We start from the raw sequence: 14,595 nt of genomic DNA on the forward strand, positions 1-14,595 counted from the left end.
CTGCAGCTTTCCTGAGGAGTAAAATTGAAGGAAAGCAGTTTTGAAACAAGGGTTTGAGATTTTTCATTTCTGACCCGATTACACTCTGGGCTTTTTGCCAAATCATGGTAAATGACCGGATAATTTCAAAATGATAACGCGGTTCCTTCCGGGGTATGCGTACAAAAAATAAATCAGAATACGGCACCGCGGCGGCGAAGCGGTGAAAGGCAAAAGGAACGAAACTGATGACAATCAATCTGCAAAAGCCGGATATCACCGAGCTGAAGCCGCGCATCACCGTTTTCGGTGTGGGCGGGGGTGGCGGTAACGCTGTCAACAACATGATTAACGCCGGTTTGCGTGGCGTAAATTTTGTTGTGGCTAATACCGACGCCCAGGCTCTGACTATGTCCAAGTCTGAACGTATTATTCAGCTCGGTGCAGCTGTGACCGAAGGTCTGGGTGCAGGTTCGCAGCCGGAAGTCGGCCGCGCAGCCGCTGAAGAGTGCATTGATGAAATCATCGATCACCTGAACGGCACACATATGTGCTTTGTAACCGCCGGTATGGGCGGTGGTACAGGTACCGGTGCCGCGCCGGTTGTTGCCCGTGCAGCGCGCGAAAAAGGTATTCTGACCGTTGGTGTTGTCACCAAACCTTTCCACTTCGAAGGCCAGCGCCGTATGAAAACGGCTGATATGGGTATCGAAGAACTGCAGAAGAATGTCGATACTCTGATCGTCATTCCGAACCAGAACCTGTTCCGTATTGCCAATGACAAAACCACTTTTGCCGACGCTTTTGCGATGGCCGATCAGGTGCTGTATTCCGGTGTTGCCTGCATCACCGACCTGATGGTTAAAGAAGGTCTTATCAATCTTGACTTTGCTGACGTTCGCTCGGTTATGCGCGAAATGGGCAAGGCCATGATGGGCACTGGTGAAGCCTCCGGCGACGGTCGTGCGATTGCCGCTGCTGAAGCCGCTATTGCGAACCCGCTGCTGGATGAAACCTCCATGCGCGGTGCGCGCGGCCTGCTGATCTCGATCACAGGTGGCCGTGACATGACACTTTTTGAAGTTGACGAAGCTGCTACCCGTATCCGTGAAGAAGTCGATCAGGATGCTATGATCATTCTCGGCGCGACCTTCGATGAAGGTCTCGAAGGTGTGATCCGTGTTTCTGTCGTTGCTACCGGAATCGATAAGCAGATCGGAGACGCGGCGCCTGCGCCGCTGGAATTTCGCCAGCCAGCGAAACCAGTAGCTAAACCAGCTCCGCAGCCAGCCGCTCAGGCTCCTGTTCAGCAGCCTGTTGCTCAGGCTAAACCTGTTGAACATGCCGCTCCGGCTCAACAGTCCTTGCATCTGGGTGAAGGTGAGCAGCGCTCCTATGCGCCGCCAGCCGCCACTAATGATGCTGCTTTCCAGCCGCAGAGCCGTATTTTTCAGGCACCTGCACCAGACATGATGGAAATGCGTCAGCAGCCAGCCGCTCCGCGCCCGCAGATGCAGGCTCCGGTTCAGCCGCAGATGCAGCAGCCAGCGCATAATCTGGCACCTCAGCCGCAGTTCCAGCCGCAGCAGCACATGGATCCGGCTCTGGCTCCGCAGCAGCCGCGTCAGGCTCCGCGTATGCCAAGCGTATCGGACTTTCCTCCGGCTGTTCAGGCGGAAATGAATGCTCGTCGCGCACCGGCTCCGCAGCCGGCACAGCAGGCACATGAAGAACGCGGCCCGCTTGGTCTGCTGCGTCGTCTGACTGCCAGCCTGTCCCGCCGTGATGACGAACAGCCGACTGCCCGTCTGGAACCGGCTCAGAAACGTGAAATGCCGGCCGCTCCGATGCAGGCTCGTGCCCCTGAACAGCGTCGTCCGCTGTCGCAGGATGCCTCGATCTATGCACCGCGCAACGGTCAGCTTGACAGTCAGGGTCGTGCACAGCCGCGCATGGCTTCTGAAGATGATCAGCTTGAAATTCCGGCGTTCCTTCGCCGTCAGGCCAACTGATCTGATAAAATACCTTTTGCTTAAATTTCACCGCGTTCTCATCAGGGACGCGGTGTTTTTTTGTTTTAAGGCTGGTGTTTTATCGGGAAACAAGATTGAGCCTTGAGGCTGTGCGTCCTATATGAAACTGGCAGATAAGACAGGAAACAGGATTGTTATGAAAACTATGCAGCAAACAATAGCCAGATCATTCCCGCTCTCGGGATTTGGTGTGCATGGCGGCAAACCTGTTACGCTGGATATCAGTTTGGCGCCTGTGAACCACGGTATTGTTTTTATTCGTCACAATAGCGAAGGGCGGCGTGAGAGCATTCCTGCATTGTCTGCCTCGCTTGGTTCGACAACGCTGAATACGTCCATCGGTTCAGCTGATTTTGGTGTCAGCACGATTGAACATTTGATGGCAGCGATTGCAGCGCTTGGCATTGATAATCTGACCATTGCAATTGACGGCCCTGAAGTGCCGATCCTCGGTGGCGGTTCGGCTGAGTTTATCAGTGCATTCCGCAAGGCCGGATTAGTGAAGCAGGATGCCCCGCGTCAGTATCTGACTATTTTGAAACCCGTGCGTGTTGAAGACGGACAGAACTGGGCAGAGTTTATACCGCATAACGGCACCCGCTATGAGGTGGAAATTGATTTTCCTGTCGCCTCTATCGGCCGTCAGTCTTTCAGCTTTGATCTTGATGCGGATGTTTTTGAGCGTGAAATCGCTAAAGCACGCACTTTCGGTTTTATGCGCGATGTAGAAAAGCTGCGCTCCATGGGGCTGGCGCTTGGCTCGTCGCTGGAAAATTCCATTGCTATCGGCGATGAGGGTGAGGTGCTTAATCCTGACGGGCTGCACTATCCGAACGAATTCGTGCGTCATAAATTGCTGGATTCTGTTGGTGATCTGGCGTTGGCAGGTCATCCGTTTCGTGGCCTGTTCCGCTCCTATCGCGGCGGTCATAAGCTGAACGCGCTTCTGGTGAAGACATTGCTGGAAAAACCGGATCATTTCCAGATGAAAAGCTGAGTTTTTGTTATCTGAAGAACACAGCGCGCAACTATAAATGATAATCAGGACAAATTACTCAATGATTCTTTGAGAGTCTGTTCTGTCAGCCTTAATTGAGCCGCGAACACATGCAGTGTGATGGCGGTTTGTAAGAGATTTTGCTGTTTTATGACTGTACGGGTTGAAAAAGTCGTGTCTGGCAGGCATTGCAGTCTCGAAGCAGTGCGAATAAACTTGTATTAACATTGCCGATTGTTCTCAGCTATGGTTTATGAACCCTCTGACACAGGAATGATTTGCCCATGATTTGTGTTGCCGAAACACCGGAGACAGCATGACGATTTCTAAATTCCCAGATACTGCAGCCAATATTACTGGTGCTGAGGGTTCTCAAATTCGTAAAATGACCAAGCTGGCTATGGCGACCAGTGCTGTCGTGCTGACAATGGCGCTTGCAGGTTGTGCCTCCGGTGACAAAGATGTTGACCTGTCCAAATATGTCGAGAGCATTGATCCGGCTGACAAGCTTTATAATGAAGGTCTTGCCAATCTCGAAGCCGGACGTCTGGACGAAGCGTCGAAGAAATTCGCCGCTGTTGACCGTCAGCATCCTTACACAGAATATGCGCGTAAATCGCTGGTGATGTCCGCATTCACCAATTACCGCAAAGGTAATTATGAAGAAGCCATTTCAATGGCTAAGCGCTACAACACGCTTTATCCGACTTCGGATGAATCCGCTTATGCCTATTACATTATCGGCCTGAGCTATTTCCGTCAGATTCCGGATGTAACGCGCGATCAGGCGGCAAGCCGCCGTGCGATTGCTGCGATGCAGGAAGTTGTCGATCGTTTCCCGAAATCGGAATATGTTGAAGACGCCAAGACCAAGATCCGTTTTGCCCGCGACCAGCTCGCCGGTAAGGATATGCAGGTTGGCCGTTACTATCTTGAGCGCAAGGAATATCTCGGCGCGATCAAGCGTTTCCGCAATGTGGTTGAGGAATATTCCAACACCCGTCAGGTGGAAGAAGCGCTGGCTCGTCTGACCGAGGCTTATTTTGCACTGGGGCTGACCTCTGAAGCGCAGACTGCTGCTGCGGTTCTGGGTAAGAACTTCCCGGACAGCCCTTGGTATAAAGATTCCTATAAGCTCTTGCAGGGTGGTGGTCTTGAGCCGCGTGAAAACACCGGTTCGTGGCTTTCCAAAGCATCTTCGCTCATCACGGGCGGCGCTTAATGAAAATAGAGCAAGTTGTGATTACAAGATAATTTCAGCTTGCTCTGCCTTATTGTTTCCCCGCATTTATACGATGCCCAATGTGGCCATTTGACTGTAAAATGCTATAAAAGGCAGCCATGCTAGCGCAACTGTCGATCCGCGATATTGTCCTGATTGAGAAACTCGATATCGAGTTTCAAAAAGGTCTGTCTGTCCTCACCGGTGAAACCGGTGCGGGTAAATCTATTTTGCTCGACAGTTTGTCTCTGGCGCTTGGTGCCAGAGGCGATGCTTCCCTCGTGCGCCATGGTGCGGAGCAGGGGCAGGTGACGGCGGTGTTTGATGTCGGCATCAATCATCCCGCCCGTAATTTCCTCAAAGATAATGAAATCAATGATGACGGCGACATTATTCTGCGCCGTGTGCAGAATAGTGACGGCCGTTCGCGTGTTTTCATCAATGATCAGGCGGCAAGCGTTGGTTTGTTGCGTGAACTCGGTCGTCATCTGGTGGAAATCCACGGTCAGCATGATGATCGTGCGCTGATCGACACAGATTTGCATCGCACATTGCTGGATGCATTTGGCGGGCTGGACGGGCAGACTTTGCAGCTGCGTCGCTTGTATAAGCAATGGCGTGACAGTGAGAGTGATCTGGTCAAGCATCGCGCCAAGGTGGAAGCCGCAGCGCGTGAGGCGGATTATCTGCGTGCCTCGGCTGAAGAGCTAGATAAGCTCAATCCGCAAGAAGACGAAGAAGATGAGCTGGCTGAAAAGCGCTCTATCATGATGAAGTCCGAGAAGATCGCGACAGATGTCAGCGAAGCCAATGACCTGTTGTCCGGTCATGAATCGCCGGTGCCGACTTTGGCCGCATTGGTGCGCCGTCTTGAGCGCAAAATGCCGGAAGCACCGCATCTGCTGGAGCCGGTGATTAAAGCGATTGACGAGGCGCTGGATCGCCTAGGTGATGCGCAGAGCGGTATTGATACGGCAATGCGCGAGATTGATTTTGATCCGCGTGTGCTGGAGACAGTGGAAGAGCGTCTTTTTGCGCTGCGTGCAGCTTCACGCAAATTCTCTGTGCCGGTGGCCAATCTGGCTGCATTGCGCGACAAGATGGATGCGGATTTGCAGGATCTTGATGCCGGTGCGGAAAAGCTGGAGCAGCTGGAGAAGCAGGCTCAGGAAAACCGTGCAATCTACGATGCGGCGGCGTCTGCATTGTCAGCAGAGCGTGTAAAGGTTGCACAATCGCTGACGCAGGCTGTGATGCAGGAATTGCCGGCTTTGAAGCTGGAACGTGCGGAATTTATCGTCAATATCGAAACCGATGCGGAAAATCGCAGTGCTGAAGGTATTGATATTGTTGAATATTGGGTGCGTACCAATCCGGGAACACGCGCAGGGCCAATGATGAAAGTGGCCTCAGGCGGTGAATTGTCCCGTTTCCTGCTGGCGCTCAAAGTTGCTCTTGCTGATCGCGGCTCGGCACCAACACTGGTATTCGACGAAATTGATACGGGCGTGGGCGGTGCAGTGGCCGATGCGATTGGTCAGCGTCTTGCACGGCTGTCCTCCAATGTGCAGGTACTGTCTGTCACCCATGCGCCGCAGGTTGCTGCCCGTGCAACAACGCATTTCCTGATCGCCAAGGCGCAAGGCGAGAGCGAACAGATGCGCACCTCTATCCGCACGATGGAAGTGGCCGAGCGTCAGGAAGAAATAGCGCGTATGCTCGCCGGTGCCAGTGTGACTGATGAAGCCCGTGCTGCTGCCGAGCGCTTGCTGCGGGAAAACGGTGCTCTGACTGCATAAAAATCAGTCTTGAGCGTTTGATTTTCATCACCTGTGTTATATTGAATCCGTAAACGGAGACGGGTTGAATATGAGTGAAATCAGCGTTGAAAATTTGAGCGAAGAACAGGCCGCAGCTGAGCTTGAATTGCTGGCTAAAACCATCGCTGAGCATGATTTTCTCTATAATACGCAGGATGCGCCGACAATCTCTGATGCGGAATATGATGCTCTGCGTCGCCGCAATCAGGCAATTGAGCAACGTTTTCCGCATTTGATCCGCGAAGATTCGCCGTCGCTGAAAGTCGGCGCGGCGGTTTCGGAGAAATTCTCCAAAATCACCCATAATGTGCCGATGCTGTCGCTGGATAATGCGTTCAGTGATGAGGATGTGGGTGAATTTGTCGGGCGTATTTACCGTTTTCTCAAGCTCTTTCCGGGCAGCCCGCTCGGTATAACCGCAGAGCCGAAGATTGATGGCTTGTCGCTCTCACTGCGTTATGAGCAGGGGCGGCTGGTCAGTGCTGCGACACGCGGCGATGGCTCTGTAGGCGAGAATGTTACCAATAATGCGCGCACGATTGCCGATATTCCGCAGGTGCTGAAAGTCGATGCGCCGGACGTGCTGGAAGTGCGCGGCGAAGTCTATATGAGCCATGCCGATTTTGCGGCGCTCAATGAAAAACAGGAAAAAGACGGTAAACCGGTTTTTGCCAATCCGCGCAATGCGGCAGCAGGATCGCTGCGCCAGTTGGATAGTAAAATCACCGCCAGCCGTGTGTTGCGTTTTTTCGCCTATGCATGGGGGGAGGTGAGCGAAATGCCTGCCACTACGCAAATGGGCATGGTGGAAAAGTTCAAATCCTATGGTTTCACCATCAATCCGCTGATGCGCCGTTTTGAGAGTGTGCCGGAACTTGTTGCTCACTATCATGCGATTGAAGAACAGCGTGCCACCCTCGGTTATGACATTGATGGCGTGGTTTATAAAATTGACGATCTGGCCTTGCAGCAGCGCCTTGGTTTTATCTCGCGCAGCCCGCGCTGGGCAATTGCCCATAAATTTCCGGCAGAGCGTGCTTTTACCATTCTCAAAGGCATTGATATTCAGGTCGGCCGTACCGGTGCGCTGACGCCTGTTGCGCGTCTGGAGCCGATCACTGTCGGGGGCGTGGTGGTGACCAATGCCACGCTGCATAATGAGGATTATATTCGCGGATTTGACCAGAAGGGCAATGCGTTGCGTGAAGGGCGTGATATCCGCGTCGGCGATACCGTCATAATTCAGCGTGCCGGTGATGTGATCCCGCAGATCGTGGATATTGTTGCGGATAAACGTCCTGCGGAGAGCGTGGCTTATGAATTCCCGCGTCTTTGCCCTATCTGCGGCAGCCATACGGTGCGTGAAGAAGGTGAGGCGGTGCGCCGTTGCACCGGTGGTCTGATCTGCGAGGCGCAGGCAGTTGAGCGTATCCGCCATTTCGTTTCGCGTAATGCTTTCGACATTGAAGGCTTGGGCGAAAAGCAGGTTGAATTCTTCTTCAATGCCGAAGATGAAAGTTTAAAAATTCGCACACCGGCAGATATTTTCACGCTGGAAAAGCGGCAAGCTGCATCACCGCTGAAGAAGCTGGAAAATATTGAAGGTTTCGGTGCGACATCGGTGAAGAAACTCTATGCCGCGATTAATGAGCGGCGTGAGATTGCGCTCAGCCGTTTTCTGTTCGGGCTTGGTATCCGCCATGTCGGTGAGGTCAATGCCAAGAAACTGGCACGCGCCTTTGGTTCTTATGCTAAGCTGGCAGAAGTGGCACAGGCCGCTCTGGTGCCGCAGGATAAGGGCGACAAGGGCAATGATGCATGGCGCGAGCTGACGGATGTGGAAGGCATCGGCACAATTGTTGCTGAAGCGATTGTGGACTTTTATCAGGAGCCGCATAACACAGAAGTGCTTAGCGTCTTGCTGGCAGAGGTAATACCGCTGGATGAAGTTCACGAAATCGTGAGTGGCTCACCGGTTGCCGGTAAAACCATCGTTTTCACTGGATCGCTGGTGCGCATGTCGCGTGATGAAGCCAAGACCATGGCGGAGCGCTATGGCGCAAAAGCAGCGGGTTCGGTTTCAAAAAAGACAGATCTGGTGGTTGCAGGGCCGGGGGCAGGCTCAAAACTCACCAAAGCTGCGGAGCTGGGCATTGAGGTGATCGACGAAGATGCGTGGTTTACGCTTGTTGGTGCGGATTAAATATTACCTTTTATGACAGGGCAGGTGTGTCTGCCCTGCACTTGATTGGTTTTATGCATCAGCCTATTCATAACCAGTGTGGGAACGGAGAGCAGTTTTCTGCTTTAGTCCATTCCTCAAATGTAAACGCGGGCTTTAAGGCGCGTTTGAAAAATACTGGTAATGATGATGGATGGATGTAATCCAAAAATCCTGTCTGGTACCCAGACAGGTAAACTTGCACAATTCTGGGATGGTGCAAGACGCGGCGGGCCGGTTATGGCGGCGGTCGCGCCTTTTGGCATTTTGTTTGGTGTTGTTGCCGTTGATAACGGCCTGAATGTCAGTGAATCGGTATGGATGAGCGCGGCACTGTTTGCCGGTGCCAGCCAGCTGGTGGGTATGGAGCTGTTTGGCAAACATGTTGCACCATGGATGATCCTGCTGTCGATTTTCGCGGTGAATTTCCGCCATGTGCTCTATTCTGCAGGCACAGGACGGTTGATTAAGCATTTCACGCCGTTGCAGCAGATTGTGGCCTTCTTTTTCCTGACCGATGTTCAATATGCGGAAAGCGAAAAGCAGGCGGAGCAGAAAAAGCCGATTACCTTTGTCTGGTATATGGGGCTGGCCATTCCGCTTTATCTGTCATGGGTAATTGAAGCTTATATTGGTGCGACTTTCGGCGGGATGATCGGTGATCCGAAAGCCATCGGTCTTGATATGCTGCTGCCAATTTACTTCCTCGGTCTGGTGATGGGCTTTCGCTCCCGTACAAACTGGTTCCCGATTGTTGCGGCGAGTTCCGTGACTTCCGTTGCTGCTTATTTCTGGATCGGCTCGCCGTGGCATGTCACCGTTGGTGCAATCGGCGGTATTGTCATGGCTGTTGTGATTGCCAAGCCGCTGTCTGGTCGTGAAACCGTGATTACGCTGGATGATGAACCGGTGAAAACTGTGAAGGACGTGCAGTAATGTCTTCAACTGTTTGGATTATTTTTGGCGCGGCTGTGCTGACCTATATCACCCGTATCGGCGGGCATCTCATTCTTTCGCAGTTTGAGCGTGTGCATTATCGCGTTGAGGCCGGCCTCAATGCCGTGCCTGCGGCAGTGCTGACAACGCTTGTTGCTCCGGCTGCTTTCAATGCTGGCTGGAAAGAGTTTCTGACCATGGTGCTCTGCACATTGGCGGCATTCCGCATCGGTATTATTCCGCTCTGTATTTTTGGTGGTGTGCTGATTGTGCTGCTGCGCCAATATATGCCGTTCTGAGATCGGTATGATATTGATAATAAAAAACCGGCAAAATCGCCGGTTTTTTTATTTCTGTATGGCAAAGCTTTACAGGGCTTCGGTCGCTGCAATCAGCCAGCTCTTTTCATCTTCCGAGCAATGCGGCAGAAGCTTGTCGCGTGTCTGTGCATGATAATCATTGAGCCATGCCAGTTCATCCGCATTGAGCAATGAAACATCGATGAGGCGACGGTCAATCGGGCAGAAAGTCAGTGTTTCAAACTCATGCATTGCGATATCGCCGCCATCAATTGCTTGCGGCTCTTTGACGATAATCAGGTTTTCAATACGGATGCCGAATTCGCCCGGACGATAATAGCCCGGCTCATTGGACAGGATCATACCGGTTTTGAGTTCCTGTGCACCGCGTTTGGAAATGCTCTGCGGCCCTTCATGCACGGCGAGATAGGAACCAACGCCGTGGCCGGTGCCATGTGCATAGTCATAGCCATGCTGCCAGAGAGCGGCACGCGCAAAGGCATCAATATCCTGACCGCGTGTGCCGACAGGAAAACGCAGGCGTGACAGTGCGATTACGCCTTTCAGCACCAGCGTGAAAGTCTTCTTCTCAAAAGCAGAGACTTCACCAATCGCCACGGTACGGGTGATATCCGTAGTGCCGTCACGATATTGCGCACCGGAATCAATCAGATAAAGCTCGCCATCTTTGAGCTTGCGATTGGTATCGGTATTGACGCGGTAATGGATGATTGCGCCATCAGACCCTGCGCCGGAGATACTGTCAAAAGACAGGTCTTCCAGAGGCTTCTGGAACATTTCGCCGACTGTGCGACGGCTTTCTTCCAGCTGCTGAGCGGCGCTGATTTCGTCCACGCTGCCGGCAGGCTGGCTATCGAGCCATGAGAAAAACTTGACCATTGCCACGCCGTCACGCTCATGCGCAGCACGGGAGCCATCCAGTTCGGCTTTGTTCTTCATTGCACGTGGCAGGCGGGCAGGGTCGGTGCCTTCAATCACAGTGCCATTGGCCTGCGTGATGATCATGCGCAGCTTTTCCGCAGCCAGTGCAGGATCAAGCATGAAGCTTGCACCTTCACCTGCCAGTTGAGCCAGCGTGTTTTCCATCAGATTTGGCGCAGTGATTTTGGTCAGCTGCGTCAGATAGGCTTCGGTTTCAATCGGCAGCTTACGCTTATCAATGAACAGAATGTGCTGGCCGTCAGCCGCAATCAGTGCAAAGCTCAAAGGCAGTGGTGTATTGCTGACATCGCGGCCGCGAATATTGAACGCCCATGCGATGGAGGCGGGGTCTGTCAGAATAGTGGCTGAAGCACCGCTTTTCTCAACTGCTTCACTCAAACAATTCAGTTTGGCACGTGGCTCCTGACCGGCATATTGCAGCGGCTGAATAGTCACTGGTTCCAGTGGGGCGGCAGGCTGGTCAGTCCAGACCAGATCAACCAGATTGTCCTGCACTGGCACGAGCTGGCCGCCCTGTGCTTCAAGGGCAGCTTTCAGCGCGCGAGTTTCTGCAATTGTATGCAGCCACGGATCAAAGCCGATGACCAGACCTTTGCCGTTTTTCTCCAGCCATGAGGCAGGCGGATTGTCGACCAGACTTTCAATGTCAAACACGGCCGGATCGGTTTGAGTGCGCACCTGCAATGTGTAGCGTCCGTCAACAAAGACATAGGCTTTATTCTTCAGGATCAGCGCTGCACCGGCAGAACCGGTGAAGCCTGTCAGCCAGCCAAGGCGCTGAGCACGCAACGGCACATATTCGCCCTGATGCTCATCGGCGCGTGGCACAAGAAAACCGTCCAGTTGCAGACGGTTTAGTTCCTCGCGCAATTTGGCTACACGCGGCGCACCGGTTGCCGGATTGCTGCTGACTTCAAAGTTCTGAAACATGAGATTCTGATCCTGAAAAAGGTTAGACCCTCATTATAATCAGAGCTTTGGCTTGAGGTGAAGAGCAACCCAGCTTTCTTTGTAAATAGTTTTGTGATGCTCGATGCCTGCTGCTTCATAAGCTGCAATCACGCTGTCGCGCTGGGTTTCCAGAATGCCGGAGAGGATCAGCGAGCCATTATCTTTCACATGGGCGCGCATCTCGCTTGCCAGTTCAATCAGCGGATTGGCAAGAATATTGGCAACGATCAGATCAAATGGCGCACGTGTCTGCATTTCCGGATTGTCAAAGCCGGTGGCGGTGAGGGTGGAAACCCATTTATCCGCGCCGTTCTTCTCCACATTTTCCTGCGCCACATCAACGGCAACAGGATCTATGTCGGTAGCCAGAACCGGAATATCGCGCAGCTTGGCAACTGCAATGGCCAGAACCGCACTGCCGGTGCCGAGATCAAGCACATTCTTAGGCTCTTCAAGCGCAACAATTTCTTCGATCATCTCAAGGCAGCTGGCGGTAGTGCCGTGATGACCGGTACCGAAAGCAAGACCCGCGTCAATCTCAATGCCGATATCGCCGTCCTGCAGCTTGTCGCGGTCATGGGAGCCGTGAACAAAGAAGCGACCGGCGCGAACAGGCTTCAGACCTTCGAGAGAATGCAGAACCCAGTCAATATCCGGCAGTTCTTCCACGCCGATTTCTTCCGGCTTTAGACCCAGACAAGCGGCCATGCGCGGCAGGGCTTCATCGGCTCCGGCTTTGTCTTCGGTATAAAGCGAGATTTCATAAATCTGCTTGTCTTCATCAATTTCAGTATTGGCCAGCGGCAGACCGTCTTCTTCAAATACCGGTTCCAGCAGATCGAAAATCTGCTCAGCCTGATCTTTGTCCCGTGTGAGATATAAGCGGTACTGTGCCATGTGGGGTCTCTGAATTGGAGTTATAAAAAAGAATAGAGCAGTTTCCTTACTCAGGAAAACTGCTCTATCACGAAGCTTAGTCAGATGCGAATGCTATCCGCTATAATCAGCCTGCTGCCAGACGTTTCAGCTTGGAAATTGCTGTTTCTGACGGTTCGCCATAGGCGATGGTTGAGCGCAGACGGCCGTTCTTGTCGAGAAGCAGGATAGATGCGGTGTGATCCATCGTGTAATTCTCGCCGTCTTCATCAACTTTCTTGGCGTAGATATTATAGGATTTCAGCATCGCAGCAATGTCCTTCGGATCACCGGTAATACCGGTGATACGGTCGGAGACATTGGTAATGTATTTCTGAATATATTCCGGTGTGTCACGCTCAGGATCAACAGTGACCATATAGCCGCGAATAGCCGCGCCTTCAGGGCCGAGCTCTTTCAGCCAGCTGTCGAGATCGAAGAGGGTGGTCGGGCAGACAACCGGACAATGGGTATAGCCGAAAAACACGACTGAAGGATTGCCGCGCAGAGACTGATCGGTGATCTCACTGCCATTCATAGAGACAAGTTTGAACGCGCCGCCATAAGGGCTCTCTTCGCCGGAGGCCATTTGTTTGTCACGATAGGCCTGAAAGCCGACAATGCCGATTGTGAAGGCAGCAACAAACAGCACCAGAACGGGAAGATATTTACGCATAAATCAGATCCTCAGAAGCACCATGAAATACCATCCATGAGCATGGTCATGAATATGGTGTCGCTGTAATTCATCCAGCCTGCAAACAAAGCACCAGCGGCCAGAGCGGTGATTAATACCACGCCGCTAATCCAAAGCAATTTTCTGCTCTCGTGTCCGTTGGCCTGTCTATCAGCTGTCGTCATAATAATGTTATAGCTGGCTTGTGGCAGTTTGGCAAAGGCTGTCTGTGTGATTTTCCCATTTTTTATGAAATTTCAGAAATTTTTGAAATTAAACTTATGCAGGAATAAAACGTGATGAGTGAGGATGTTTTGCAGTTTTCGCGTGATGTGCAGCCGAAAATTCATCCGAGCGCACAGCTGAAATCCGTTAAACTCGGACAATATACCGAAATCGCCGAGCGGGTGATCCTGCGTGATGTGCAGATCGGTAATTTCACCTATCTGGAGCGCAACGGCGAGGGGATTTATGCCGAAATAGGCCATTTCTGCTCCATTGCTTCCAATGTGCGGATCAATGCGCTGGAACATCCGATGCAGCGCCTGACCATGCATAAAATGACCTACCGGCCGAATGAATATTTCCGCAATATCGGCGTGGATATGGATTACCGTGCACACCGTTCCTCAAGACGGGTGACGATCGGTAATGATGTCTGGATTGGTCATGGTGCGGTGATTTTGCCAGGTGTGAGCATCGGCACCGGTGCGGTGATCGGCGCAAATGCAGTGGTTTCTAAAGATGTGCCACCCTATATGATTGTTGCCGGTGTGCCTGCAAAAATTCTGCGACCGCGTTTTGATGAAAAGACGGTTGAGCGCCTGTTGCAGAGTGCATGGTGGGACTGGCCGGTGGAGCTGATCTACAAAGCCTTACCGGATATTCAGACCATGGAGATTAATGCTTTTCTCGATAAGTGGCTGCCTTTGGCGGGGGATGCGTAAGTCACTCCATATTTGATTCAAATCTGAATGCAGGAGATGTTTATGAAGCAATTTCTGACCGTTACAGCTCTGGGTGCAATGCTGGCCTTGTCTCCTTTGACAAGCTTGAGCATGGTGCAGGCGGAGGAAATCGGCAAAGTTGGTGTGGACTGGCTCGGCAATGATATTGTGATTGATGCGGTCAGCGATCCGAAAGTACAGGGTGTGACCTGCCATCTGGCATCATTCTCGCGTGGTATGATCGACCGGCTGCAGAAGGGGAACTGGTTTGAAGATCCGTCCAATGCGTCGATTTCCTGTGAGCAGACAGGGCCGATTACCATCGGAGATATCAAGTTGGGCAAAGGCGGTGAGCGGGTATTTTCCGAGCGCACCAGCCTGATCTGGAAGAAGCTGGTGATTACCCGCATTTATGACCAGACCAATAATACGCTGATTTATCTGGCACATGCCTCACAGGTGCAGGATGGTTCTGCCAAAACATCGCTCTCAACCGTGCCGCTTTATCGCGGGGATGTGATGTGGGAAAAAGGTAAGCCGCAATAAGCGCTTTTTTAAATGCCGGTTCTGAAGCGTAATTTTTAAGTGTTAGAGCGACCTTTGTGCGCCCAATGGGGCGCACGGCGCTCTAAGCTG

At 52.4% G+C, this 14,595-nt stretch carries 12 protein-coding genes and 1 pseudogene; 9 read left to right on the forward strand and 4 right to left on the reverse strand.

Going from position 1 to position 14,595, the window contains the following annotated elements:
- Nucleotides 1–227: 227 nt before the first annotated feature.
- From ftsZ to F7P81_RS13350, 7 genes are all read left to right on the forward strand, one after another.
- A complete protein-coding gene (ftsZ, locus tag F7P81_RS13320) occupies nt 228–1,991 on the forward strand; it encodes a cell division protein FtsZ (protein ID WP_075656143.1) in 1,764 nt (587 codons plus the stop codon).
- 166 nt (nt 1,992–2,157) lie between these two features.
- Entirely contained in the window at nt 2,158–3,009 is an 852-nt protein-coding gene (lpxC, locus tag F7P81_RS13325; RefSeq protein WP_246176126.1) for a UDP-3-O-acyl-N-acetylglucosamine deacetylase, read from the forward strand.
- Nucleotides 3,010–3,394: 385 nt separating this feature from the next.
- Nucleotides 3,395–4,231, forward strand: coding sequence for an outer membrane protein assembly factor BamD (locus F7P81_RS13330; protein WP_051139041.1), 837 nt, complete (start codon nt 3,395–3,397; stop codon nt 4,229–4,231).
- A gap of 119 nt (nt 4,232–4,350) precedes the next feature.
- Complete coding sequence (gene recN, locus F7P81_RS13335; protein WP_151159853.1) at nt 4,351–6,030, forward strand: DNA repair protein RecN; 1,680 nt, start codon at nt 4,351–4,353, stop codon at nt 6,028–6,030.
- Nucleotides 6,031–6,100: 70 nt separating this feature from the next.
- Nucleotides 6,101–8,254 carry an NAD-dependent DNA ligase LigA gene (gene ligA / locus F7P81_RS13340; protein ID WP_151159854.1) on the forward strand — a complete coding sequence of 718 codons (2,154 nt, stop codon included), beginning with the start codon at nt 6,101–6,103 and terminating at the stop codon, nt 8,252–8,254.
- A gap of 165 nt (nt 8,255–8,419) precedes the next feature.
- On the forward strand, nt 8,420–9,208 hold the full coding sequence (locus F7P81_RS13345) for an AzlC family ABC transporter permease (protein ID WP_225688488.1): 789 nt from the start codon (nt 8,420–8,422) through the stop codon (nt 9,206–9,208).
- Nucleotides 9,208–9,507 (forward strand): AzlD family protein, encoded by a 300-nt coding sequence (locus F7P81_RS13350; RefSeq protein WP_022711379.1) that lies wholly within the window; start codon nt 9,208–9,210, stop codon nt 9,505–9,507. The genes F7P81_RS13345 and F7P81_RS13350 overlap by 1 nt, the downstream gene beginning before the upstream one ends.
- Before the next feature lie 69 nt (nt 9,508–9,576).
- On the opposite strand, the gene F7P81_RS13355 is transcribed toward F7P81_RS13350, so the two are convergent.
- The 4 genes from F7P81_RS13355 to F7P81_RS17240 form a co-directional block, all read right to left on the reverse strand.
- The gene (locus F7P81_RS13355) at nt 9,577–11,400 is read right to left on the reverse strand and encodes an aminopeptidase P family protein (protein WP_151159856.1); all 1,824 of its coding nucleotides are present in this window, start codon (nt 11,398–11,400) and stop codon (nt 9,577–9,579) included.
- A gap of 39 nt (nt 11,401–11,439) precedes the next feature.
- Nucleotides 11,440–12,318 carry a 50S ribosomal protein L11 methyltransferase gene (locus F7P81_RS13360; protein ID WP_151159858.1) on the reverse strand — a complete coding sequence of 293 codons (879 nt, stop codon included), beginning with the start codon at nt 12,316–12,318 and terminating at the stop codon, nt 11,440–11,442.
- A gap of 106 nt (nt 12,319–12,424) precedes the next feature.
- Entirely contained in the window at nt 12,425–13,012 is a 588-nt protein-coding gene (locus F7P81_RS13365) for an SCO family protein (RefSeq protein ID WP_022711382.1), read from the reverse strand.
- An 11-nt stretch (nt 13,013–13,023) separates the two neighbouring features.
- Nucleotides 13,024–13,152 (reverse strand): hypothetical protein, encoded by a 129-nt coding sequence (locus tag F7P81_RS17240; protein WP_255560626.1) that lies wholly within the window; start codon nt 13,150–13,152, stop codon nt 13,024–13,026.
- 159 nt (nt 13,153–13,311) lie between these two features.
- Here F7P81_RS17240 and F7P81_RS13370 point away from each other — a divergent pair, with 159 nt between their 5' ends.
- Both F7P81_RS13370 and F7P81_RS13375 read left to right on the forward strand, forming a co-directional pair.
- The gene (locus tag F7P81_RS13370; protein ID WP_151159867.1) at nt 13,312–13,959 is read left to right on the forward strand and encodes a DapH/DapD/GlmU-related protein; all 648 of its coding nucleotides are present in this window, start codon (nt 13,312–13,314) and stop codon (nt 13,957–13,959) included.
- A 114-nt stretch (nt 13,960–14,073) separates the two neighbouring features.
- Nucleotides 14,074–14,505 (forward strand): annotated as a pseudogene (locus tag F7P81_RS13375) (CreA family protein); the annotation flags it as partial.
- Nucleotides 14,506–14,595 lie beyond the last annotated feature (90 nt).

The organism is Pseudochrobactrum saccharolyticum (assembly GCF_008801715.1).
In the GTDB taxonomy this organism is placed as follows: Bacteria; Pseudomonadota; Alphaproteobacteria; order Rhizobiales; family Rhizobiaceae; genus Pseudochrobactrum; species Pseudochrobactrum saccharolyticum.

Excerpts from the sequence above, each read along its gene's own strand:
- ftsZ (WP_075656143.1), top strand. The coding sequence starts at position 228 with ATGACAATCAATCTGCAAAAGCCGGATATCACCGAGCTGAAGCCGCGC.
- lpxC (WP_246176126.1), top strand. The coding sequence starts at position 2,158 with ATGCAGCAAACAATAGCCAGATCATTCCCGCTCTCGGGATTTGGTGTG.
- F7P81_RS13330 (WP_051139041.1), top strand. The coding sequence starts at position 3,395 with ATGACCAAGCTGGCTATGGCGACCAGTGCTGTCGTGCTGACAATGGCG.
- recN (WP_151159853.1), top strand. The coding sequence starts at position 4,351 with ATGCTAGCGCAACTGTCGATCCGCGATATTGTCCTGATTGAGAAACTC.
- ligA (WP_151159854.1), top strand. The coding sequence starts at position 6,101 with ATGAGTGAAATCAGCGTTGAAAATTTGAGCGAAGAACAGGCCGCAGCT.
- F7P81_RS13345 (WP_225688488.1), top strand. The coding sequence starts at position 8,420 with ATGATGGATGGATGTAATCCAAAAATCCTGTCTGGTACCCAGACAGGT.
- F7P81_RS13350 (WP_022711379.1), top strand. The coding sequence starts at position 9,208 with ATGTCTTCAACTGTTTGGATTATTTTTGGCGCGGCTGTGCTGACCTAT.
- F7P81_RS13355 (WP_151159856.1), bottom strand. The coding sequence starts at position 11,400 with ATGTTTCAGAACTTTGAAGTCAGCAGCAATCCGGCAACCGGTGCGCCG.
- F7P81_RS13360 (WP_151159858.1), bottom strand. The coding sequence starts at position 12,318 with ATGGCACAGTACCGCTTATATCTCACACGGGACAAAGATCAGGCTGAG.
- F7P81_RS13365 (WP_022711382.1), bottom strand. The coding sequence starts at position 13,012 with ATGCGTAAATATCTTCCCGTTCTGGTGCTGTTTGTTGCTGCCTTCACA.
- F7P81_RS13370 (WP_151159867.1), top strand. The coding sequence starts at position 13,312 with ATGAGTGAGGATGTTTTGCAGTTTTCGCGTGATGTGCAGCCGAAAATT.